The organism is Arthrobacter endolithicus (genome assembly GCF_026627425.1).
Lineage (GTDB): Bacteria > Actinomycetota > Actinomycetes > Actinomycetales > Micrococcaceae > Arthrobacter_M.
This window is the reverse complement of record NZ_JAPNLH010000002.1, coordinates 193,154-216,185: the sequence shown is the minus strand read 5'-3', so window position 1 is coordinate 216,185 and position 23,032 is coordinate 193,154. Positions and strand designations below refer to the sequence as shown.

Sequence of the window (23,032 nt, the reverse complement as noted above, 5' to 3'; positions counted from 1 at the left end):
GCAAACATTGGATATTCAGTTTGGATCCGCAACACCCCGTCGGTACGATCACCCGTCCGGACGCCGCTGAGCCCCCGGCACTGAAGGAACTGGCCCGCGCCGGCAGCGACGAGGTCCTGCATTCCCTGCAAACGAGTTCCGGCGGACTCAGTGCCGACGAGGCCCGGCGGCGCCTGCTTCAGTACGGTCCGAATGCCCTGCGGACCCACAAAGCAAGCCCGTGGAAAGTACTGGTGCGCCAACTTGCCAGTCCGATTCTGCTGTTGCTGATCATCACCGCCGGAATCTCGGTTTTTCTCGGCGATGCGACCAACTCCATCGTTATCGGCGTAATCCTGATGGTCAGCGTCGGCCTCGGCTTCAGCAACGAATACCGGGCCGAACTAGCGGCCGAGGCGCTCCATTCCTCCGTCCGGCACCGGGCCGTCGTTGTCCGCGATGGAGCGGAGAAAACCGTGGACGTCGTGGAACTCGTGCCCGGCGATGTTGTCCGGCTTACGCTGGGTGCGGTCATCCCCGCGGATATGCGGCTCCTCACCGCGACAGACCTCCTCTGCGATGAGAGCATTTTGACGGGCGAATCCCTGCCGGCAGCCAAGGACCCGGCGCCCGTTACCGGAATGTCAGCGTTGGCGGACCTTAGCTCGTGCATTTTCATGGGCACGATCGTGCAGTCAGGGACCTGCAGCGCGGTGGTGGCAGCTACGGGCGGCCGCACCGAATTCGGCCGGATCGCCCTCGGGCTGGGGGAGCATCAGCCGCAGACGGAATTCCAGCGGGGTCTGAAAAAGTTTTCCTACCTGCTCCTGCAGGTAGCCACGGTCCTGACTACCCTGATTCTGATCGCGAACCTGCTGCTTCGCCGGCCCCTGATCGAATCCCTCCTCTTTTCGCTGGCTATCGCGGTGGGAATCACGCCGCAGCTGCTGCCCGCCGTCGTCAGCACCTGCCTTGCTGCCGGAAGCCGGGCACTGGCCAAACGGAAAGTCCTGGTCAAGCGTCTGGTCTGCATCGAGGATCTGGGCGACATGGACGTGCTCGTCACGGACAAAACCGGTACCCTCACCGATGGGCGGATCAGTTTCCTGGCAGCGATTCCAACCGACAGAACGCTCACGGCCAGTGCGGTGAATGTGCTGGGGCTGCTCGCCACCGAATCCGACATTGGGCACGGGCGCAGCGGTGCTGCTGGGGCGAACTCCCTGGACGCGGCGTTGTGGGAATCGCCCGCGGCCCAGTCCTGGGACCCCACAAATTACCACCGGCTGGACCTGGTCCCCTTCGACCACCGGAGCCGTATGACCACCGTCCTGATGGACGACGACGGCGGGAACCGGCAGATGATCGTCAAGGGGGCACCCGAGGACGTCCTGCAACACTGTGCCGAGGTACCGGCGGCTGCGCGCGCGGCGCTGGACGCCCAGTTCGACGCCGGTGCCCGGGTGGTCGCCGTCGCCCGTTGCCCGGCTCCGGAACTGGGAAGCCTTAAAGGTGCTGACCGGGCCGGCCTGGCACTCGCGGGTTTCCTGTGTTTTTTGGACAATCCAAAAACCAGCGTCAAGGATTCGCTCCTGCAACTGGCAAAACTCGGGGTAACCGTCAAGGTTGCCACCGGAGACAACGCCCGGGTGGCCGAAAAGGTCTGCACGGACCTTGGCCTGGACTACGGGAGGACCCTGACCGGGGCGCAAATTGATGCCATGGATGACGACGAACTCCGTGCCGCAGTGGGCGTCACCGGAATTTTTGCCCGTGTTTCCCCGGAGCAGAAGGGCCGCCTGGTGGGGATGCTGCGCACCACGGGCAGATCCGTCGGGTTCCTGGGCGACGGCGTTAACGACGCCCTGGCGCTGCATCGAGCTGACGTGGGCATCTCGGTGGACGGCGGTGCGGACGTGGCCAAGGACGCAGCCGACATCGTGCTGATGGACAAGGACCTCGGCGTGCTAGCCGAAGGCATCAGGGAGGGGCGGCGGATCTTCTCGAACACCATTAAGTACGTCCTGATGGGCACATCGAGTAATTTCGGCAACATGTTCAGCGCCGCGGCAGCGTCCGTGGTGCTCAGCTTCCTGCCGATGCTCCCGGGCCAGATCCTGCTGAACAATCTGCTCTATGACACCGGCCAGCTGGCCATTCCGGGAGACAGGGTGGATCCGGAGCAGCTCCGCGCGCCATCGCACTGGAACATTGCCTTTATACGCCGGTTCATGCTCACCTTCGGGCCCATCAGCTCGCTCTTCGATTTCGCCACTTTCGCTCTGATGCTGTTCGTTTTCCACGCCGCCCCGGGCGAATTCCGGGCCGGCTGGTTCATCGAGTCGATCGCCACCCAGAGCCTGATCATCTTCGCCATCCGCACGCGCAGGGTGCCGTTCTTCCGCAGCAGACCCTCCGCGGGCCTGCTCCTGGCCACCATCGCGGTGGTGGCCGTGGGGATCTATCTCCCGCTCCCGCCGCTGGGAGGATTCCTTGGCTTTGATCCGCTCCCGGTGCCGTTCTTCCTGGCCCTGTTGGCCATGACGGTGCTGTACCTGGTGCTGGTGGAAATCGCCAAGAAGCAATTCTTCGCCCGGACCGTGGAACCGGACAAGGCCCCGGCCCCTCGTACAGCCGAGCACCACATCCACCGGCGCGCAGCGCGCTTCAGCGCTCCGAGCCGACACGTTCGCGGGCACCGTGGGACGTGATACCCGGAGGCGCCCCCAGCACTGAAACTGGCCTGGTGGGTCATTTCACCACCAGGCCGCGGATCACCGCCATGGCGGCCGCGGCTCGTGTGTCCCGGAGCAAGCTCACTGTAAGGCCCGACCAGAGGGAAATCGGTAGCCAAGATGGTGCCCGGCTTTCCTCAAGCGCAGGCGTCCTACCAGCGGTGCGACGCCTGAAGGATCACCGTGGCCCCGATGACAATGCGAAGCTCAGGAGATCCAGAACCCGACGGTGCAGAGCAGACGCGTCTCGTCGTCGGCCCCGGCCGGTGGTTCGATAGCGGGCGGGAACACGCCGAAGCCGCGCCAGTCCTCGGCGTTGGGCACGACGTGCTCGTTCATTCCGGTAATTATCTCCGTCGAGAGGTGGAATGGGATACCGAGGTGCTTCGCGATCAGCCAGGCCTGGAACGCGCGGTAGAGTGCCAGGTGGACCAGGCCCTCCTCCGCCGGATAGTCGCCGTACTGGAAGCGGAAGGTCTGACCGGGGTCGATGCCGGCGCGCACGGCAGCTGTCGCGGTGTCGTTGAGAGCGTCGTAGGCAGCAATCGGATCGTCGCCGAGCAGATCGCGGTCGCGGAGGTCGTCTCCGTCGGTGATCGAGCCGCCAGCGAGTATTCCCGGGACCCAGGCCTCGTCGTAGGCATGAGCTCTCAGGATGTCGCGGATGGTCGGATTGGGGGTTTGCGTCCATCCGGCCGGAGCGGGCTTGTCGAGGTCCTCGGGTGTCACCCGGTCGATGACGGTGCGAAGGGCGGCATCAGAGGCGAGGAACAGCTGATTGGTTTCCATTTTCGGATTATACCCGCGGCGTGTGGCTCTTCCTCTGGGCGAAGTAACGCACCCCGCCCTGGACGCCCGCCAAGGGGCGACCCTATCCTGGTGTGCCCAGATTCCGGGCAGCCCCGATGCGAGTTCTCCGTAGCGTCGCGGTCCGACGAGCAGGGCCCAGCGCCCGCGTTATGCCGCCATCCTGTCCGTCGTCCTGTGGCGCCTTTATCCTTCAGCCCCGCTGGTCGATGAAGGCGTCACGGCCTTGGGAGGCAGCGACCGGATCCATCCAGCCGAAGTCGATCACATTGCACGCAGCATTGTGATCGGTGAAAGCCGGGTTGATGGTGGCAGGTCCAGGCAGTGCTGCCCGACAGCTCCCGTCGGCTAATTATCCACCATGATCCACCCAGGGCATCGGCGTGCCGCATATGCTCGACGCTTGACGGCTGCAGCTACACCAGCCGAAATAGGCCTCAAATAGTGTCCCGTATAGCGCCCGCGGGATTCTATCGATCGAACACCTTATATGGACACTTCATCAGCCACCAATTACAAAGCGGATTATTGGGGGTCCGGTGACCGAGGAGAAGAAGAAATGCGTTTCAGTAATCCTGTGGCAAGGAATCCATGGCCACATGACATGGCAATTACGGTCGAGGACCATCCGTTTCCTCTGAATCTTCTGCTGTTCATCCGTCAGGCTTGGCAGCTCGGAGTCGATGCCGACATTCCCAAACTCTTGCCACAGCCAGCGAGAGGTAATTCCAAGGCCCCAGACTCGGCCAGCCTCCCCGAATGGAGCGATCGTTGGCAAAACGGATGGGATAGGGCTTGGATCTGGTACCAGATTGCCGACTCCATGGCAGATGAATCAGTCCGTCGCGTCATCCGCCTGTTTCCTGACTACGGCCATCGGTGGCCACTGTGGGAGAACAGCACTGCCGAGCGACCGACGAAATACACAATGGAGCCCGCGGACTTTGGGCTGTCGCCGAGTCTCACGCTCCGACTTCGCACATGGTACGACGCCTGGGATGCTGAGAACTTGTATGACGGCGGTTGGAGCTCGCCTGAAAACGAAACAGCTTGGAACGTGGAGGGTGCCAAAATCGCCGAGCAACTTCGTGAAGAAGTCAACGCCTTCGCTGACGTGGAATACGACGAGTAGAACCAGCGTCTGTAAACGACATCGTCAGCGCCCGTTTAGCGGTCAACAAACGGTTTGATGAATCACGCTGGGAGTCAAAATCTGATGGCTACTATGAAGGCATGAGCGAATACTTGCGGCCCACGTTCGCCCCGGAGATTTACCATGATGAACACGGCCTGCCCATCGACTACGGCAGTCGATGGCCCGGCGAGTCACCGCCCGCTGGTGCCTATTCCCACGTCAGCAATCTCCGGCGGTTTGCGCCTCTGCACGAAGTTGCGGAAGCCCTCATTAAGTGGCTTCTAAATACTTTCGAGGTGATCATTGAGGAAGACCCGGTGGTCGCTACTGACCTTATTCAGGTGCCAAATGACGTTGTTCGAGCCGTACGAGTCGTGCCTAGTGACTTCAAGGCGGCCCCTTTGACTTTTGTCCTCACGTCGTTCCCCGGCGTATACCTTCACGCAGGCTCACTTCACGACTTCCACTTTCCTGTTTGCGGCTGCGATGCCTGTGATGACAAAGTCGAGAACCTGATCGAGGAGCTTGAGTGGACCGTGCGGACCGTCGTATCGGGTGGATATTACGAGAGCTTTGATCCTTTGCCGGCCGACTGGATCGAGTATCGACTTAATGAGCCGGGTGTCGGGATGCAGTCCGGCCGCAGCCGCACGGAGGATCTGCCCAAAGAAAGAGTGGAGCTCGCACGAGCCGTATTACCCGCCGATGGGCAATGGTTGCCTTGGCAAGAGCTTGCACCAGACAGCCTTGCCGCTGACAACTAATCTGCCACGCTGATTGTCCCAGTGAAGGTTCCCGCTGCGGACAGGCTCTGGGTAGCTTCCATTGGCAAGCTGTAGTCCAGCGGCCACCTGGCTCAACTTGCCCTTAGCGTAGATTTTTCCCGTTTTCTGCGGGCCCCTATAGATGGCGCAGGTATCTTTCGGGTGAGTCCAGAAATGATCGCCAGTTTGAAACCAGATCGAGGTTTGACCATTCCTGCCGACGAAGCCCCCATGGGCCCACCTCGAGGATCTGCGCGCCCGGGAGGGCTGCCAGAACAGGGGAGTGTGTGGACATGATGACCTGCGAGTGGCCTTCGGCGAGGAGATCTTTTAGGACCGCGAGCAGGCTGAGGCAACCGGCGAAGGACAGCGCCGACTCTGGTTCATCGAGCACCCACAAGCCGCGTCCCCGGAAACGGTCCACCGCCAGCTCCAAGAACGACTCGCCGTGTGACATGTCGTGGAACGAGATGTCCGGACCCGACGTGCACGGGTTCTTCTCGAGGTAGGTGAAGAATCCGTGCATGGTTTCCGCCCGCAGGAAGTAGCCGCGTCGTGTGGTGCCGGCGTTGCGGACCAGCTGAAGGTGATCGGCGAGGACGGATTCCGCGGACCTGGTGCTGTGGCGGGCCCCTGTGGATCCTCCTTCAGGAGACAAGCCGTAGGCGAGTGCAATAGCTTCGACGAGGGTGGATTTTCCCGACCCGTTTTCGCCTACGAAGATCGTTGCTGGGCTCAGATCGAGCCCTTGGTCTAAGATTTGGGCGACAGGCGGTAGGTTACCTGGCCACCGGTGGCGGTCGAGACCGCTGGTCGGGTCTTCGGTCAACCGTCGGATCGGAAAGGTATGCGAGGACATGCCCCATTCTTGCAGGCACCCCTCCGAGCTGCCGTGCGGACGATGAATCCTCGGTGTTCTTGTTTTCATCAGGCCGAAGGGGCGTCTCCCATATTCGCGCTGAGCGGATAGAATTTATGCTCGGTTTGATGGTGGGCGGGGGGAGGGATGTCAGGCGTGCGAATAGTTCGGCCCGCGTCACGTCAAGGCCTGTTCCGCTGCCGCGGGGCTATTCTGCCCGGGTTACAGTTGCCGGCCCCTGCGGTCCCAATTGTCCCGCTTGGCCTCTTCCTCATTCCAGAACGACCTGTTGTTGCGCTGGACGCGGAACAGGTAGCCCAGAAGAATCCCGCTGATCAGGAACAAGGCGGCAGCCGGAAGGAAAGCTGAGAGATCCCAGTTGTCACCACGTCAGAACAGGGCATTCAGGACGAGTATGCTACTGACGACGGCCAGACCGACATCGGCCCACACCAGGAAACGGAAGCTACCCCGGGTCATTCTCGGTTCATGCCGTTTGGGACCATCTGGTTCCGACATGTTCGAAGCCTACCGCCGGTGACCTGGCTTGTCGCGGTCGGCTCCTTCCGGCGCATCCCCTTATCGCAGGTCTTTTCGCATCCTGTAGTTAATCAGCTCCACACCTGCCTTAACCGGATGCTGTTCTGCTTTGACTGTGAAGCCATGCCGCTCGAAGAACGGCCGCGCTGTAATGCTGACGTTGGCTGAGAGCTCGGGTGTCCCTTCGCGGCGTGCATGCGCTTCCACGTGCGCGAGTAGCTGGTGCGCTACTCCACGTCGCTGGTGACGCGGCGAGACGAACATCATGTCCACATAACCGTCGGAGCTTACATCCGAGAAGCCGGCGAGTTCGCCGCCGATGGTGGCCACGATGCTGTTTCGGGCCCGCATCGCTGTGTGCCACGTATCTGGGTCGCGCCTCTCGGGCTGAGCCCACGCCTGTACTTGCTCGGCCGTGTAGTCCGCGGCAGCAGTCTCTGTCACGGCCGAGATGAACACCGCCAGAGTTTCTGCAGCATCCGAGTGCTGGTAGGGCCGGATCACTACGGACGCGGGCTCTTGTGTTGGCTGACGGTCCATCAACCCAGTCTGCCACCGAGCTGTCCGTGCCTGAACCACAACTATTGGCGCCCGGCCCTCGTGGAGTAGCGCCGTCCGGTGATTGACGCCGGTGAAATTCTGATGATGTGGTCCTGGCCCACTCCCTGCCAGGGAAAAAGTGGCCGGCCGATTCGGTCCAGGTCCGCATCCGAGTGCTCCACGACTGCAGCTGGGCCTTTAATGATGACGCTCCAGGCAATGCCAAACTCGGCGCTGACGGAGTCCGCTTCGAGGGCAACGCTGCCCCCTGCTTCAATGGCGTGCAGCTTTGTCCCGTCACCGGTCTGGAACACCACAGTTTCTTTGTCAACCCTGAAATTGACCGGAAACACGTCCGGATGGCCGTCGCTGATGATGCCCAACCGGCCCACGCTGACTTCGGTCAGCAGCTGCCAGCATTCGGCCGCCGCCAGAATTTCGGGCGTGGGCACGAACGCTTCTTCTCTTGTGTGATCGCTCATAGACCGAGCCTAGGCTTTCGTGGCGGGTGCCATCAGGGCCGAAAGCCCTGTGCCGGGCTTCCGGCGTTCCAGCGCACCGGACCGGACCGCCCGCAGTGCATTCAAAATGGTGGCCAGATCGACCGCTTCCTGGCTGAGCGCCCCGGCAACAGCTGGAATGAGGCCGACGGCGGCGGCGGCCATCAGTGCGATGCTGAGCAGAATTCCTATCCAGATGCTGCCGACAGCTATCCGCATGGTCCGCTGGCCGATCGACACGGCCTGGGCCACTCTGGATAAGTCATCAACCATAATCACCACGTCCGCGGATTCGCTGGCGGCTGTAGAGCCCTTGGCGCCCATGGCGACACCGACATCCGCGGCGGCCAAAACGGGAGCGTCATTGACACCGTCCCCAACCATGAGCACGGGACCGTGCGGCAGGTTCCCGACGATGGAGACTTTGTCCTCCGGCCGGCACTCTGCGTACACATTTTCAATGCCGGCTGCAGCGGCAATATGGGCTGCCGTCGCCTGCGAATCCCCGGTGACCATCATGGTCCGGCGAACTCCGAGAAGGGCGAGCGCTGCAAGCGTGCCGGGGGCTTCTGAGCGCATTGGATCGCTCATGACCAGCGTCCCGGCAAACGTGTCATCCACGCTGACATAGATGGCCAGTTGTCCACTGCGTAACGGCGCCTGTGCGATGGGACCGGATGTGCGCGAGATGAAGCTACGTTTCCCCACGGCGACGTTGTGCCCGGAGACCATGGCCGTCACGCCGTCCGTGGCATGCTCGGTGGCGCTGGCGGGCAGCGGGAGTAGGTGTCCCCGGTGCTGTGCAGCCGAGACGATGGCCGCGGCCAAAACATGTGAGGAGGCCTGCTCGGCGGCTGCGGCCAGGACCAGCAAATCATCCTTGCTGGCAACGCCGGGTCCGGGGCCCTGAGCCAACCGCACCTCGTCCAGCGCCGGTCGTCCATTGGTCAGCGTTCCTGTCTTATCCAGGACGACGGTCTGCACCCGGGACAGCTGCTCCAGAGTGGAGCCGTTCTTAATAATGATCCCTGCGTGGGCCGCGCGGCTCATGCCGCCAAGAAACGCCACCGGCGCAGCAATCAGCAGGGGGCACGGCGTGGCCACAACCAGCACTTGCGCAAACCGCGCCGGTTCCCCGCTGAGCAGCCAGGCCAAGGCACCTATGGCCAGGGCAACGACGGTGAAGGGTACGGCGTAGCGGTCTGCCAGCCTGACGACGGGGGCGCGGCTTTCGGCGGCCGCCTCGACCAGGGCAATGATGCGGCTGTATTGCGAATCGGCCGCCGATGCCAAGGCCTGCAGTCGGACGGAGATCTCTGAATTGACCGATCCGCTCAGGACCGGATCCCCTGCCCTGTGCTCGGAGGGCAGGCTTTCCCCAGTGATTGCTGATTCATCGAAGGCCGCTACGGGGGAGAGCAGCGTTGCATCCACGGGTACGACTTCCGACGGCCGCACCAGCAGAATGTCCCCGGGTTTGACGTCAGCGGCCGGGATATCCTCCAGAGCCCCGCCGCCGCTCTCTCGGTGCGCCAGCTGTGGTGCACGGTCCAGCAGCGCGCTGAGTTCCGCGCGCGCCCGCCCGGCGGCAAAGTCCTCCAGCGCCGCGCCGCCTTCGAGCATCAGAACGATAATCAGCGACGCGATGTACTCCCCAACGGCAACCGTGCTCACGATGGCTGTGACAGCGAGCAGATCCACGCCCCAGCGGCCGTGAATGATGTCCCGCACCATCCCCACGGTTCGGTACCCAGCGACGCATAGAGCGAACCCGCTGGCGCTCCAGCGCGCTGGGCCGGTGTTTCCGGCCAGAAGCAGTGAAGTCACCACAACTCCGGCCACGAGGGTCGCGGCGATTATCGGGTAACGCCGGAGCATAATTCCCGGGGAGCCTGGCTTACTCATCGGCCTCGGGTTGACGGCTGATGATGACCTTGAGCGCCTTGGTTTCAGCCGCGCGGGTGAACGTGTCATAGGCGGCCGGGAATTCATCGAAACTGAAATGATGCGTGCCGAACTTGGCGGCCTCTACTTTATGCTGGGTGGCTAAGCGGAGCAGCATGGCTGTGCTGCTGGTGTTGACCAGCCCCATGCTGATGCTGATGTTGCGGATCCACAGGTCCTCAAGGTGCAGTTCAACGGAGCGTCCGTGGACCCCGACGTTGGCAACCCTGCCGCCGGGCCGGACCACGTCGACGGCCATGGCAAACGTTTCCGGGACGCCGACGGCTTCGATGGCGACATCCACGCCGGCACCGTCGGTCAAGGCGAGGATCTGCCCGCGCCAGTCCGGGGAACCGGACACGACGGTGTGGGTGGCCCCGAAGTCCAGGGACTGTTCCAGCCGGGACGGATCAAGGTCGACGGCGATGACGGTCGAAGCGCCGCACAGTCCCGCCGTCATAACGGCGGCAAGTCCGACGGGACCGGCGCCGATCACGGCCACCACGTCACCGGGTTTGACTCCGCCGGCCTGGACGCCGATTTCAAATCCTGTGGGCAAGATGTCCGAAAGCATGACGGCCTCGGCGTCGCTGACGCCGTCGGGCATTTTGTAGAGCGAATTATCCGCGTAGGGCACGCGGACATATTCGGCTTGTGTGCCGTCAATGAGGTGCCCGAACACCCATCCGATTCCCGCCACACCTTCCTCGCCAAGGCAGTGGGAGTAGAGGCCGGAACGGCAGTTGATGCAGTGGCCGCAGGACTTGATGCAGGAAATAATGACCCTGTCGCCTACCGCCAGATCGTGGACGCCGCTCCCCACTTCCGTGACAGTTCCCACCCCCTCGTGTCCCAAGATGCGTCCCTCCTGCACGGCCGGTACATCGCCTTTGAGGATGTGAAGGTCTGTTCCGCAAATCGTGGTGGTGTCCACCCGGACGATTGCGTCGGAGGGGCTGAGCAGCACCGGCTGCGGTACATCGGTCCAGCTCTTCTTGCCGGGGCCCTGATAGACAAGCGCTTTCACTGGGGGATCCTTAGCTGGTTGCGTGTTGCTGATGGCTATTCGGAAGCTGAATGCGGAGCTTGTGCCTGCGCGGTCCACCATTCCGCCGGCGGGGTGACTTGGAAGCGGCGGCCGGTGATGAGGGTGGGGGAGATGCGAAGGAAGACGTCCTTGTGGCCGGCCTCCCAGGGAAAGAGCATCAGGGAAAAGGTCTCCAGCACTTCGTCCGTGCTGCTGATGGCAGATGCCGGACCCTTAGCGACCACGCTCCAGGCAATTCCGGTGTCCGCGTCCACCCCGTCCGCTTCCATTGCGACCGGCACTGCCCCCGCGGCCGAGGAGAGCTTGGTGCCCTCGCCGGTGCGGAAGACCACGGTGGCATGATCCACCGTGTAATTAATCGGGAAGATGTCCGGGTGATCGTCCACCCAAACCGCAAGGCGACCTACCGAGACGCCGCGCAGCAGTGCCCAACAGATGCTGGGTTCGAGGATTTCGGTCCGGGCGGCCGGCTGGTTGGTGCTCATAGATCCGAGCGTAGTCCGGGGGACCGGCGGCCAGTAGGGCACAAGGACCCTGTGCGTACACGGGACAGCAGGACCACGTCGTACAGTGGCCGCAGAGGCACAACAGCCGCCATCACTGACATGCAGGAACGTCGCGGACCCCTATTCGAACGACGCGCGGCGCGGATCAGACAGGGGGCTCTTCCAGATATCCGGCTTCGTCACACTGAATCTTCGTCCGCTGAGATTGAGCGTATTAATGCGTATGACGTGGTCCTTCGGGCCACCTTGCCACGGCTCCACAGAGGCGGTATTCGCGCTGGTCAGCTCTTCCGGGCGGCGGACCTCTCGAGCAGCTCCGCGCAAGACCACGCTCCACGCGAGTTCGGTGCGCGCGTCGTAGCCATCGATTTCCATGGCCACAGGGGTGTTGTCGAGTGCGCCCTGCAACTTAGTTCCCGTCGAGGTGCGGAAAACGACGGAGCCGTTGTCAACGGCGTAATTGACCGGGAAGATATCCGGGTGACCATCCACCACGACGGCCAAGCGGCCCACAACGTGGTCCTTGAGCAGCTGCCAGCATTCGCTCTGCTCGAGTTTTTCCACGTCGGGGCGGTCGGTTGCATCCATGTGTTAGAGACTATACGACGTCTGGGAGAGATATCGGAGAGCAAGGCCTTCGATCCACAGCTGCCGGACTAAAGGCGCCACCTCGGGCCTCTGCCCGCTCCCGCGGTAGTCTGTGAAGACGTAGTTGGTTCCCTCTGGAGGTGCCGGATGAACGACTCCCCGAGAACGGGCGCACTTCTCTACACGCAGGAGCGCATGCAGGGGCTAATGGCTGCTGTGGTGTCGATCGGGGAGGAGCTGGACCTGGCCTCCGTGCTGAAACAAATCGTCGAGTCGGCCTGCACGTTGCTGCATGCCGGCTACGGGGCATTGGGCGTCATCGGCGACGAGGGTGGACTGACCCACTTCATCACGGTCGGCATCGATCCGGAGCTCGCCGCCAGGATCGGCCCGCTGCCGACCGGCCACGGCGTATTGGGCCTGCTGATCCGGGAGCCGCAGCCGATCCGTTTGCCTGACCTGCGCGCCCACCCTGCCTCGTACGGTTTTCCCGCTTACCATCCGCCGATGCGGACCTTCCTGGGTGTTCCGGTCCGGGTCCGGGACACCGTGTTCGGCAACCTGTACCTCACCGAAAAGGAACATGGCGAGCCGTTCAGCAAGGAAGACGAGGACCTGGCCGTCGCGCTGGCGACCGCTGCCGGCGTCGCCATTGAGAACGCGAAACTCTTCGACGACTCGCTCCTTCGCTCGCGGTGGCTGGAGGCCTGCATGGATGTCGCAGCCAGTGCCATGGGCAGCGGCAGGGACGGCGGAGAAGCCGGCCCCGATCTGGTCGCCGGGCGCGCGCACGAGGTCTCCGATTCGGCCATGGTACTGATCGCCGTTCCCTCCGACGAGGGCGGACCAAGCTACATCGCCGCCGCTGCCGGTGACGGCGCCGGAACGTTCCGGGGACGACCGATGGAACTTGATGCCGCCGTCGTCTGCCGTGTAGTGAAGACCGGCGCCCCCGTGGCGCTCACTGCCACGGAGCTGATGGGAACCGGCCCGGGCAACGCGTACGGTCCCGCCCTCGCCGTGGCCTTGGGGTCCGCTGACATGGCACATGGCGTCCTGATTTTCCTCCGGTCTGCCGGCGCCGGGAACTATCCGGCATCCTTCCTGGACATGGCTGGACTCTATGCAGCCCAGGCGGCGTTGGCCCTCGAACTGGTCCGCACCAACCGGCTGCGCGAACAGCTGGTGGTCCTGACGGACCGGGACCGGATTGCCAAGGACCTGCACGACGTGGTCATTCAGCGGTTGTTCGCTGCCGGGCTGAGCATCCAAAGCCTGGGCCGGCTCACGGATAACCCGACGGCGGTGCAGCGGATCCATACCGTGACCGGCGAACTGGACGCCACGATCCGGGACCTGCGGGACACCATTTATTCCTTGCAGGAAAGCGCCGGGAATGTGGAACTGCTTAGCAGCCGGATCCTGCGCAGTGTCCGAAATGCCACCCGGGAGCTTCCTTTCGCGCCGCGGCTGCACCTGGCCGGACCGGTGGATACCGCCATTGATGACGCCATCTGCGCACATTTGCTGGCGGTCCTCTCCGAAGGGGTGAGTAATGCGGTGCGGCACTCCGGCGCGGAGACGATCGACGTGACGGTCGCCGTAGAGGACGGGCGGGCGCGCCTACGAGTGGACGACGACGGCAGGGGCTTTGCCGACCCGGCGCACCGGAGTGGACTGGCCAACATGGACCACCGGGCCCGGGAGCTCAACGGGTCTCTGAGCGTGGAAAGCGCACCCGGAAAAGGGACACGGCTTTGCTGGTCGGTGCCGCTGCCGGTGCCGGTGGCCGAGATTTAGCCGCCTGCAGATCCTGGCGCTTCAGGGGATCCGTGTCATATAGACCGCTGCCTGAGTGCGGCGCTCAAAGCCGAGCTTGGCCAGCAGCGACGACACGTAGTTCTTGACTGTCTTCTCGGCCAGGAACAGTTCCTGGCCGATTTGCCGGTTCGTCATTCCCTGCCCGATCAGGTTCAGTACCTTCCGTTCCTGGACGGTCAGCTTCGCAACCCGCGGATCCGGATGAACAGGTTCGGCCAGTCCCCGGACCACACGGTTTTTTAGTGCGGAGTCAAAAAGGGATTCCCCACCGGCGGCACGGCGTAGGGAAGAGATCAGGTCAGTACCACCGATCTCCTTGAGCACGTACCCCGCCGCACCGGCCAGCACAGCCCCCCGCACCGCCTGTTCGTCGTCGTAACTGGTCAGGATCAGGCAGCGTAGCGATGGGTCCACGGCGCGCACATCCCGGCAGACCTCGATCCCGGTCCCATCGGGCAAACGCGCATCCAGGACACAGACATCGGGGCGAAGGGCGGGAATCTGCCGTGTTGCCTCGGCCGCCGAGCCGGACGAACCGACGACGGCGAACCCCTCGCCTTCCAAGAGTTCTGCGAGCCCGCGGCGCACCAGTTCGTGGTCGTCGAGGATGTAAACGCCGATGGCCGGGTTCGAAGGATGCGCGGCGTCGCGCGGCTCAGTTGTGCCCGGCGACGGCTCGACGGATTGCTGTGGGCTGGAGGATTCGGAGTTGGCCACGGGACCTGGTTTTCTACTCAGCGTCCGCGGTGGCGGACAAGGCTATTCTTCCGTCCCCGCAGACTCGGCAGCAAGGGTCCAAAGACCCGGGGACCGGACCCGCGGCCGCCACGCCGTCAAGCCGACCGATCCAACCAGGTCATACAGCTTCGGCGCCTCCTCGTCCCGCTGCGCTGCGGGCCGCATCCGCTGCGTGGAGCAGTTCCGAGAATGCCGGGTGGGTTCACACTCACGCCTTGGTACGGGCTCTACCTGTTGCCCATTTTGATCCGAGGCAACCAGGGGGCGATACCGAGGAGGGCCAGAACGAGTATGAGCTCCACAATCCCGGTCGTGAAGTAGAGCCCCTGCAACCAGCTGAAGCCCTGGATCATGATGGTTCGACCATGATCCAGACGATCATGGCGAACCCGGCGACAGCAGTCCATAGGAGGGCCGACACGCGACGGCCACGCAGCAGCATGGTTGCGGCCCGCTTCCTTCTTTGCGCGGCTCTTTTGTGCCCGGCGATGGGCCGCCGGATGTATGTGTGCTGGAGGAATCGGGGCTGACCACGGGACCTGGCTTTCTACTCAGCGTCCGCAGGGGCGGAGGCTAGTCTTCCGTCCCCGCAGACCCAGCAGCAAGGGTCCAAAGACCCGGGGACCAGACCCTCCGGGTTCGGTCCCGGCCCGGGGCCGGGCATGTGACTTTGGCCCCTACCGGTGCTCGCCGGCACAGGCAACACTGGAAGAACAGGCATTTCCGCACGATCAAAGGACAAAACCATGGTCACGCACGATGCACAGCCACGAATTGTCGTCGGGTTCGACGGATCCGCTGCATCCATTGAAGCATTGCGCGAGGCCGCCCGGTTCGCCTCGCTCCTTGGGGCCACGGTCGACGCGATGATCTGCTGGGACTTCCCCGGATTTTATGCGGCGCCCTATGCCCTCGGCGCCAGCGACTTCGAATCGACCGCCCGCCAGATCCTCGACGACACCGTGCAGGGAGCGTTTGACGGCAACATCCCGGCTAACGTTTCCGTCAGGATGGTGCAAGGACCGGCCCGATCCACGCTGATCGACGCCAGCAAGGGTGCAGCCATGCTTGTGGTCGGCAGGCGCGGGCGCGGCGGATTCGGCGGCCTGCTGCTGGGATCCGTCAGCTCGGCCTGCGTGGCTCACGCGCATTGTCCCGTGCTCGTTGTCCACCCGCCCAAGGAAGAAGGCTTACCGTCTTTTGAATAAACTCCCAATTGCTCACGGTCAGCGGTACCTATCCGCTTGTTCGGTTTCTCCTCGGCGTCTGCCAGAAGGTCATCCACATCAGACATGAAGATGTACGGGTCCTTGATTAGGTGTTGGGCCAGATCGGAGGCCGATGGCGGCAGGGCCGCCTTGGGGTTGGTGATGGCTTGCCGGAGCATTCGTAGAATTTGGTGTCGATCTGATGCTCCAGAACATCGCGTGACCAGCCGTTTTTGATGTCTGCCGCGGCGTACCTAGGTCTGCCTGTTTCATTCTGAAGATGCCGAAGAAGGGCTATGTTGTTGTACCAGGGCAATCGGGCAAGCGGCGCATGCCCAATTGGTTCGGAACCCAAGCTGCTGCAAAGCTACGCATAAAGCGGAAGTTAGGTGGTGAGAATCCCCAAGTGTATTTTTCGTTTGTGCAAGGCCATGCACAAACGCTGGGGTCCACTGTTGCAGACGTTGGTTGCAACATTGGGAAACGGACTGCCTACGATTTCACACGGGGTCCTCGAGCATCTTCTCCGCGTCCCTGACTCGAAGCTTGCCGGACGTCAGTTGCGGGAGGAGCGCGAAGGCAGAGCGACGGCTTCATCCAGGTGCCGTCGTTGAATGGGACCCATTGTCGTTGCCTTATCAGCGGCGACAGCTTTGAAGCCATCCAGCTTGACCCGAAGCAACTCATTGACAAGCAAACAGGGTGTTCCCCTTTGGGCATTACCTTGAAAATATGCTGGTCGATTATGCCTGTTGGTCGAGGCCATCGAGGCCATCGATACCATCGATGCAGAGTGAGAGAACCGGACCACGCGAACAACAAGTCGCCCCGGTCGCGCCAAGTTTTCGTCAGCCACGTCTATGTCGTTGTATACGGTCGAGCCACCGATTCCTGAGTTTAATTCAGCGATACGAATGACCACACGGCCTGTTCCACTGGCATTCTTTGTGAAAGCCCTGCCGTTGACGAAGTCTGCCGTGTCGGAGAGCGGCACCTCTGTGGTGTCTTCAAGCATCGTCTGGAATACGGTCTGGGAAAGGTTCTCCGCCGTTGCGGCGAGTTTGGTGTTGGCGGCGATTTTGTCGTCGAGCGCCTCCAGCACCTCCGCAATCGCCCGTTGCTCGGGCAATAGCGGAAAACGAGCTCCAACCCATTCTACTTCTCCGCCAAGGACGCCGAAGGCCGCAAGGCGGATCAACGTCTCTTTGTGGAAGACCCTTTGGGGGCCGGCGACGTACTTCCGGGCGACAAGGCCCGAGGCTCGGTGGCCTTTGACATTGCCCCGGGCACGGCGACTGTGGTGATTTCTGATCCGCTGATGCAGGAGGCCGCACGGGTAAAAATCGACCAATAGAGGCGGAATCCAGATCGGACGTTAGCATTCTACTGTTCGCACTGACTTCTAAACATTGGGGAAATGAAATGAGTGCTAATCAGCACCAAATGACTTCTGACAGGCGGGCGGTGCGCCCAAGACGGAAATCTCCAGCATTGCCGGCTCTGGAATCTATGAATTCCGCGGAGGCGCGGTCACGTGGTTCGGCACACAGCTTCTTGGGGCGCTGTTTACGGTCTGTACCCTCGGTATCTATACCTTCTGGGGGTATCCGCGGCTGATGCAGTGGAAGGTCGAAAAAACCGTCTATGCCTAAGCCCGGTCATGGAGCCGGGGTGAAAAACCACTGGACAGCAAGCCCGCTGAGGAGTTGACTGGAAGTGGAGCCCGGCCCCTGTTTGGAGCTGGACCTGTCGAGGCTCCCACACCCGGGAGCCAAGTCTCAAGGAGATGGGTTCTAATGAAGAAATGGACGCGCTGGCAGGATTGGGCTGCCATCGTAGTCGGTCTGTACGCGGTGCTCGCGACGACGTGGACGACTCATGCTGGAGCCTCCGCATCGTTGATGATCATCTTCGGCGGACTGCTGGTAATCGCAGGTCTGGTGAATCTGGCGATGCCTGGGATGCAGACAATGGAGTGGGCGCAAGCAGTTGTGGCTGCGCTGTTGTTCATCTCCCCTTGGATCGGTTCCTACACCGGAGCGTCGGGTGCGGCCTGGACGTCCTGGATTACAGGCGCCATCGCGGTCATCGTTACCGCGGCGGCCATCAAGCCGAGTATGGCTGAGCACCACCACCACCGGACAGTGCCTTTGCAATAATTGAACGCAACGCGAATCGAGGGTAGCCGTTACGGCTACCCTCGATTCGCGTTCGATCGCCCAACGTGCCCCCGGTGGTACCCCTACACAAACACGGTGGAGCCTCATATGCTGAGGGCAAGACGTGTGGCCGCATCCGAACACCGATGCCGTCACACCCGGGAGCGAGGAACAGCTGCGATGACGTCTTGGACCGACGAAGAAGGCCGTATTGACGGTGTCCGCCATGTAAATGCCGAGCTGACCGCCCGCGAATGCTGGAATCTGCTGACGACGGAAACCACCGGGAGGTTTGGTTATCAGGTCGACGGCCGGATTATGATCTTTCCGGTCAATTATCTGATCCACGACGAAGCCATTTATTTCCGGACTTTGCCTGAAGGTGCCATCGGATCGGCTCTTCCGTGTGCCGTCGCCTCGTTTGAGATAGACATGGTCAAGCGGGAGCAGAGCACAGGGTGGGCGGTGCTCGCCAGCGGCCCGGCCAGCGCGGTCACGGACCAGGACCTGCTGACCTACCTGTGGGGCAGGATCATGCTGGAACCGCTGGCGGCCGGGCTGCGTGACCAGTTTGTCCGACTTGCTCCGGCTGAGCTGACGGGCCGGCGGGTCTACCTGAGCTAGCCGGCCGGCTGGCTGACCCGCGGCGGCCCTCGACTGGCTGGCCCAGCCGGCTGACCCGAATTAAGGCCACGTCGCGGTGCGGGTAGAGTCTTTTGCATGCAAAGTGAGAAAACCGGCGACGACGGATCGGTCATGATCCGTGAGCACCGCGACGTGGCCACCGGATCCGACGGGCAGAACTATTTTTACCGCTCCCTGGGCGACGGCAGCTACGAATCCAGTATTCATACGCAGGGCGCATGGAATCCGCACGAGCAGCATATGGCTCCGGTTGCCGGGATTATGACCCGCGAGCTGGAGTTGCACCGGCCGCGACCTGAGCTGCGGATGGCGCGGATCAGCTTCGATATTCTCGGCATCATTCCGGGCGGAAAATTCCGGATTGAGACCAAAATAATCCGGCCCGGCAGGACTATTGAGTTGCTGCAGGCGGAGTTGATTGCCGATGAGCGCGTGGCAGTTCGCGCCACCGCGTGGCGCCTGCAGCGCGGCCAGACCGCCGCCGTCGCCGCCGTTGAGGACAAGGCCATGCCGACGGTGGAAGAGGCAGGCGAGTGGCACGATCTGGACAAGTGGCCCGGCGGCTACATTGCCTCCCTTGAGGCCCGGGTGGTGTCCGGCCACCGCCCCGGCCGCGGCCAGGTGTGGATCCGCAGCCCATATCCGATGGTGGACGGTGAACCGACGACGGACATGGTGCGGTTGATGGGCTTGGTGGACACCGCCAATGGCATTGCCTCCCGCGTTCCGCCGGGCCCGGGCAGCTACATGTTCCCGAACGTTGACCTCTCCATCCACCTGCACCGCGAGCCAGCGGGGGAATGGCTGGGCCTGGATACCAGTGTGACCTTTGGGGCGGACGGGATCGGTCTGACGAATTCCGTGCTCCACGACGCGCATGGGCCGTTCGGTGTCGCTGCCCAGATCCTTACGGTGCGCCAACTTCCGGAAGCGTAGAATGCGACCCGGCCCTGTGCACATGGCGCCTGCCCTTTCGGTGCTGCGCCAGGACGTGAGTTCGGGTGCAGCGGCGGATCTTGATGGGGCGCTGACCCTGTTGGCCTCGGCCCGCGCGGGGGAGATCGGGCCGACGTTGCGTTTGTACCGTCCGAAGCCCACGATGGCCTTCGGGCAGCGGGATGCTAACCTTCCCGGTTTTGCCGCCGCTTCCGCGGCCGCCGCCGGGCACGGATTCGAACCCCTCATCCGCAAGGCGGGCGGTCGAGCGGCCGCGTACCATCAGGGCTGCCTGATTGTGGACCATATTGAGCCGCAGCACGACGCGATGGTGCACGCTAAACCCCGGTTCGGGTACTTCGGCGAACTCTTCGCCCAGGCCCTGCAGAGCCTGAGCGTGGACGCGGGCATCGGCGAGATTCCGCGGGAGTACTGCCCGGGGGAATATACGGTCTTCGGGCGGCCTGCTGCGCGCAACGCCGGCGACGGTGACGGCGTCGACCATACCGGCGGCTGGGATGGTCGGATCAAGCTCGTCGGCACGGCGCAACGGGTAGTCGCTGGCGCGTGGCTGTTCAGCTCGGTGATCGTGGTTGAGGACTCCGCACCGCTGCGCTCGGTGTTGACGGATTGTTATGCCGCACTGGGCCTGGACTGGAACCCGCTGACGGCCGGCGGCGCAGCGGATCTGGTGCCGCGGCTGACCGTCGACGACGTCACTGATGCCGTGCTGCGCGTCTACGCCGACCGTACCGAACTGAACTTCTGCAGCTGACCAGCAGCGGGAATTCCACGCGCGCCCGGATCTCCACATACCCGCAGGCAGCCGAGGCCGCCTGCGGCCCCCTGATGAACCAGGGGACCGGCAGGCCGCATGCGGCTAGTGACCGCGGTCTATCCAGTCCTGCAGCGCCGGCGCCTCGGCGCCGATCGTGGTGGAATCCCCGTGCCCGGTCCGCACCACAGTGTCCGCGGGCAGCACCAACAGCTTGCTCCGGATGGACTCGATAATGGTGGGGAAGTCACTGTAGGAACGTCCCGTGGCTCCGGGGCCGCCCCGGAATAGTGTGTCGCCGGTGAACACCGTCCCTTCCGCGGGCAGGTAATAGCAGACCGAGCCGGGGGAGTGCCCGGGGGTGTGCAGCGCCGTTAAGGTGACGCCCGCGACGTCGAATGTGTCGCCGTCGTGCACCTCATGACCAGGCCCGAAATCCGGGTAAACGGCATCCCAGAGCATCCGGTCCGCCGGGTGCAGGTAAATCGGCGCCCGCGCATCCTCGGCCAGACGCTCCGCCGCGCCAATGTGGTCATCGTGGGCGTGCGTCAGCAGCAGCGCCACGACCCGGCGTCCCGCCAGCTGGTCAATGATCGCCTGCGCATCGTGCGGGGCGTCGATGATGATGCACTCCTCGTCGTCACCGACAATCCAGACGTTGTTGTCCACGTCCCAGGTGCCGCCGTCGAGCGAGAAGGTCCCGGAGGTTACCAAGGGCTCAATCCGCACGGCCATCAGAGATCCACAACCGAACGAAGTACGGTGCCTTCACGCATTTTGTCGAAGGCTTCCTCAATCTGGTCGATGCCGATCCGTTCGGAGACGAATGCGTCCAGATCCAGCCGTCCCTGCTGATACAGGCGCACCAGCATGGGGAAGTCCCGGGACGGCAGGCAATCTCCATACCAGGAGGATTTTAGAGAACCGCCGCGGCCAAAGACGTCCAGCAGCGGCAGTTCCAGCGTCATCTCCGGCGATGGCACCCCCACCAGAACCACCGTCCCGGCCAGATCGCGCGCGTAAAACGCCTGCTGGTAGGTTTCCGGACGGCCGACGGCGTCAATCACCACATCGGCGCCGAAACCTCCGGTCAGGGCACGGATGGCCTCCACCGGATCATTGTCGGATGAGTTAACCGTGTCGGTGGCGCCCATGCTGAGCGCCCGCTCAAGTTTGGTGTCATTGATGTCCACCGCAATGATGGTCGTAGCTCCGGCCAGCGCAGCTCCAGCGATGGCTGCGGAGCCGACGCCGCCACAGCCGATCACTGCCACCGAATCCCCCCGCTGCACGCCGCCGGTGTTCAGCGCGGCGCCGATCCCGGCCATTACACCGCAGCCCAACAGGCCAACGGCGGCAGCATCCGCCTCCGGATCCACCTTGGTGCACTGGCCTGCGGCCACCAACGTCTTCTCGGCAAAAGCTCCGATGCCCAGCGCCGGGGACAGTACGGTGCCGTCCTCCAGTGTCATCTTCTGCGTCGCATTGTGCGTATTGAAGCAGTACTGGGGGCGCCCGCGTCGGCAGGCACGGCACTCGCCGCAGACGGCGCGCCAGTTCAGAATCACCCTGTCGCCTGGGGCCACCTCAGTGACGTCCGGACCTACGGCGCTGACCACACCGGTGGCTTCGTGGCCGAGCAGGAACGGGAAATCATCGCTGATCTGGCCCAGCTTGTAATGCAGATCCGTGTGGCAGACGCCGCTGGTGATGATGTCCACCAAAGCTTCACCCGGGCCCGGATCCGGGACCAGAATGGTTTCCAACGTGACGGGGGCACCTTTAGAACGCGCAACGACGCCCTGAACTTTATGCACCACTATGTGCTCTTTTCTCTAACGGGATGTTTGCTTGGCAATAAGAAGACGGCAGGCCAGTCTCCTGGCTGCCGTTTCCATTACTGTCTGTCTATCACAACCGGTTGGAGGGCGCTGTCCGACCACGCGGTGTTTAGTGTTTGCGTCTGTCTGTGTCGGCGGCCCGCCAGTGGGCACGTGCCGGTGGCCGCGCGGCCGCGGCGGCAGCCGCTCGTGGAGGTGGCCCGCCACGTCGGGCAGCTCAGGCGGGCAGCTTAAGCGGCGAGCCTGGTCTGCACATCCCGCAGCGACGGGTTGGTAGCGGAAGTCCCATCCGGGAAAATGACGGTGGGAACGGTTTGGTTTCCGCCGTTAAGCTTCTCCACCAGTTCGGACGTCCCCGGCACGTCCTCAATGTTGACCTCGGTGTAGCCGATTCCCTGGGCATCCAGCTGGCTCTTGAGCCGGCGGCAGTAGCCGCACCAGGATGTTGAAAACATGGTGATGGTGCCGGCGTCGGGGGTGAAGTCCACGGGTTCTCCTTGAGTTGATGATTGTATTGGCGGGCCCTTGGTGTTTCCGGGCCCGCGGGGTTGGTATGGCTAATGCTCCATAATGTGCAACACCGGAGCATGGCCGCGGTATTCCGCCCGGTGTGGGAAGACGCCGCCCAGTTCCAAAGGCCCGAAGCCATACTCCGGCACTTTGTTAGGTCAGCAAAACGACGCATGACGCGATGGCTAGTGAGGGGAGGACCGTTGTGGCCCTGAAATGGCGATGGTCGACTTTGTCGCGTCGCCCCTGTTCGGCCCCTTCCGTAGGTCAGCCGGCTCGCCATAATCATGGGCAACGGCGCACTGTTGCCTACTGCAACAAGCGCAATGGCACAAACCAGCCAGGAAGGTACAGGGATTACCGTCCATTCACGACAGCAAGCAATGGCGCCGTCGATCCTCCAAGATCCTCCTTAGATACGGACACGCAAGCAGTATCTGAGGCGGCAAAAGCT

General features: G+C 63.0%; 25 protein-coding genes. 10 read left to right on the top strand and 15 right to left on the bottom strand.

Annotated features, from left to right (window positions below; genetic code table 11):
- Positions 1–20: 20 nt before the first annotated feature.
- Positions 21–2,690, top strand: coding sequence for a magnesium-translocating P-type ATPase (gene mgtA, locus OS914_RS02770; RefSeq protein ID WP_267544531.1), 2,670 nt, complete (start codon positions 21–23; stop codon positions 2,688–2,690).
- A 231-nt stretch (positions 2,691–2,921) separates the two neighbouring features.
- Here mgtA and OS914_RS02765 read toward each other — a convergent pair whose 3' ends face one another.
- On the bottom strand, positions 2,922–3,503 hold the full coding sequence (locus OS914_RS02765) for a hypothetical protein (protein WP_267544530.1): 582 nt from the start codon (positions 3,501–3,503) through the stop codon (positions 2,922–2,924).
- Positions 3,504–4,011: 508 nt separating this feature from the next.
- Between OS914_RS02765 and OS914_RS02760 the strand changes: the two genes are divergently transcribed.
- Entirely contained in the window at positions 4,012–4,653 is a 642-nt protein-coding gene (locus tag OS914_RS02760) for a hypothetical protein (RefSeq protein WP_267544529.1), read from the top strand.
- 101 nt (positions 4,654–4,754) lie between these two features.
- A complete protein-coding gene (locus OS914_RS02755) occupies positions 4,755–5,420 on the top strand; it encodes a DUF6226 family protein (RefSeq protein ID WP_267544528.1) in 666 nt (221 codons plus the stop codon).
- A 136-nt stretch (positions 5,421–5,556) separates the two neighbouring features.
- Here OS914_RS02755 and OS914_RS02750 read toward each other — a convergent pair whose 3' ends face one another.
- From OS914_RS02750 to OS914_RS02715, 8 genes are all read right to left on the bottom strand, one after another.
- Positions 5,557–6,279, bottom strand: a complete 723-nt coding sequence (locus OS914_RS02750) for an AAA family ATPase (protein ID WP_267544527.1) — start codon at positions 6,277–6,279, stop codon at positions 5,557–5,559.
- Positions 6,280–6,669: 390 nt separating this feature from the next.
- Positions 6,670–6,798: a hypothetical protein gene (locus tag OS914_RS02745; protein ID WP_267544526.1), complete on the bottom strand. Its 129-nt coding sequence runs from the start codon at positions 6,796–6,798 to the stop codon at positions 6,670–6,672.
- 60 nt (positions 6,799–6,858) lie between these two features.
- Complete coding sequence (locus tag OS914_RS02740) at positions 6,859–7,359, bottom strand: GNAT family N-acetyltransferase (protein ID WP_267544525.1); 501 nt, start codon at positions 7,357–7,359, stop codon at positions 6,859–6,861.
- A gap of 41 nt (positions 7,360–7,400) precedes the next feature.
- On the bottom strand, positions 7,401–7,841 hold the full coding sequence (locus OS914_RS02735; protein ID WP_267544524.1) for a pyridoxamine 5'-phosphate oxidase family protein: 441 nt from the start codon (positions 7,839–7,841) through the stop codon (positions 7,401–7,403).
- A 9-nt stretch (positions 7,842–7,850) separates the two neighbouring features.
- A complete protein-coding gene (locus OS914_RS02730; protein WP_267544523.1) occupies positions 7,851–9,764 on the bottom strand; it encodes a heavy metal translocating P-type ATPase in 1,914 nt (637 codons plus the stop codon).
- Positions 9,757–10,830, bottom strand: coding sequence for a zinc-dependent alcohol dehydrogenase family protein (locus OS914_RS02725; RefSeq protein ID WP_267544522.1), 1,074 nt, complete (start codon positions 10,828–10,830; stop codon positions 9,757–9,759). Before OS914_RS02725 ends, OS914_RS02730 begins: the two co-directional genes overlap by 8 nt.
- Before the next feature lie 35 nt (positions 10,831–10,865).
- Positions 10,866–11,336 (bottom strand): pyridoxamine 5'-phosphate oxidase family protein, encoded by a 471-nt coding sequence (locus OS914_RS02720; RefSeq protein ID WP_267544521.1) that lies wholly within the window; start codon positions 11,334–11,336, stop codon positions 10,866–10,868.
- 141 nt (positions 11,337–11,477) lie between these two features.
- Positions 11,478–11,945: a pyridoxamine 5'-phosphate oxidase family protein gene (locus OS914_RS02715; RefSeq protein ID WP_267544520.1), complete on the bottom strand. Its 468-nt coding sequence runs from the start codon at positions 11,943–11,945 to the stop codon at positions 11,478–11,480.
- 147 nt (positions 11,946–12,092) lie between these two features.
- On the opposite strand from OS914_RS02715, the gene OS914_RS02710 reads away from it, so the two are divergent.
- Entirely contained in the window at positions 12,093–13,745 is a 1,653-nt protein-coding gene (locus OS914_RS02710) for a GAF domain-containing sensor histidine kinase (RefSeq protein WP_267544519.1), read from the top strand.
- 21 nt (positions 13,746–13,766) lie between these two features.
- On the opposite strand, the gene OS914_RS02705 is transcribed toward OS914_RS02710, so the two are convergent.
- Complete coding sequence (locus OS914_RS02705) at positions 13,767–14,387, bottom strand: response regulator (RefSeq protein ID WP_267544631.1); 621 nt, start codon at positions 14,385–14,387, stop codon at positions 13,767–13,769.
- A gap of 863 nt (positions 14,388–15,250) precedes the next feature.
- Here OS914_RS02705 and OS914_RS02700 point away from each other — a divergent pair.
- Positions 15,251–15,712 carry a universal stress protein gene (locus tag OS914_RS02700; protein WP_267544518.1) on the top strand — a complete coding sequence of 154 codons (462 nt, stop codon included), beginning with the start codon at positions 15,251–15,253 and terminating at the stop codon, positions 15,710–15,712.
- A gap of 106 nt (positions 15,713–15,818) precedes the next feature.
- Here the strand turns inward: OS914_RS02700 and OS914_RS18160 are convergent, their stop codons facing one another.
- Positions 15,819–16,067, bottom strand: coding sequence for a DUF1016 N-terminal domain-containing protein (locus OS914_RS18160; protein ID WP_420713847.1), 249 nt, complete (start codon positions 16,065–16,067; stop codon positions 15,819–15,821).
- A 201-nt stretch (positions 16,068–16,268) separates the two neighbouring features.
- On the bottom strand, positions 16,269–16,910 hold the full coding sequence (locus OS914_RS02695) for a restriction endonuclease subunit S domain-containing protein (RefSeq protein ID WP_267544517.1): 642 nt from the start codon (positions 16,908–16,910) through the stop codon (positions 16,269–16,271).
- Positions 16,911–16,919: 9 nt separating this feature from the next.
- Here OS914_RS02695 and OS914_RS02690 point away from each other — a divergent pair, with 9 nt between their 5' ends.
- The 5 genes from OS914_RS02690 to OS914_RS02670 all read left to right on the top strand — a co-directional run bounded on the left by OS914_RS02690 (position 16,920) and on the right by OS914_RS02670 (position 20,227).
- On the top strand, positions 16,920–17,066 hold the full coding sequence (locus OS914_RS02690) for a hypothetical protein (RefSeq protein ID WP_267544516.1): 147 nt from the start codon (positions 16,920–16,922) through the stop codon (positions 17,064–17,066).
- Between the two features lie 442 nt (positions 17,067–17,508).
- Positions 17,509–17,871: an SPW repeat domain-containing protein gene (locus OS914_RS02685; protein ID WP_267544515.1), complete on the top strand. Its 363-nt coding sequence runs from the start codon at positions 17,509–17,511 to the stop codon at positions 17,869–17,871.
- A gap of 180 nt (positions 17,872–18,051) precedes the next feature.
- Positions 18,052–18,495: a pyridoxamine 5'-phosphate oxidase family protein gene (locus tag OS914_RS02680; RefSeq protein ID WP_267544514.1), complete on the top strand. Its 444-nt coding sequence runs from the start codon at positions 18,052–18,054 to the stop codon at positions 18,493–18,495.
- A 132-nt stretch (positions 18,496–18,627) separates the two neighbouring features.
- Positions 18,628–19,452, top strand: coding sequence for a thioesterase family protein (locus OS914_RS02675; RefSeq protein ID WP_267544630.1), 825 nt, complete (start codon positions 18,628–18,630; stop codon positions 19,450–19,452).
- A gap of 1 nt (position 19,453) precedes the next feature.
- Positions 19,454–20,227: a lipoyl protein ligase domain-containing protein gene (locus tag OS914_RS02670; RefSeq protein ID WP_267544513.1), complete on the top strand. Its 774-nt coding sequence runs from the start codon at positions 19,454–19,456 to the stop codon at positions 20,225–20,227.
- Between the two features lie 105 nt (positions 20,228–20,332).
- Here OS914_RS02670 and OS914_RS02665 read toward each other — a convergent pair whose 3' ends face one another.
- The 3 genes from OS914_RS02665 to OS914_RS02655 form a co-directional block, all read right to left on the bottom strand.
- The gene (locus OS914_RS02665; RefSeq protein WP_267544512.1) at positions 20,333–20,962 is read right to left on the bottom strand and encodes an MBL fold metallo-hydrolase; all 630 of its coding nucleotides are present in this window, start codon (positions 20,960–20,962) and stop codon (positions 20,333–20,335) included.
- Entirely contained in the window at positions 20,962–22,047 is a 1,086-nt protein-coding gene (locus OS914_RS02660; protein ID WP_267544511.1) for an S-(hydroxymethyl)mycothiol dehydrogenase, read from the bottom strand. The genes OS914_RS02665 and OS914_RS02660 overlap by 1 nt, the downstream gene beginning before the upstream one ends.
- Before the next feature lie 251 nt (positions 22,048–22,298).
- Positions 22,299–22,556 (bottom strand): mycoredoxin, encoded by a 258-nt coding sequence (locus OS914_RS02655; RefSeq protein WP_267544510.1) that lies wholly within the window; start codon positions 22,554–22,556, stop codon positions 22,299–22,301.
- Positions 22,557–23,032 lie beyond the last annotated feature (476 nt).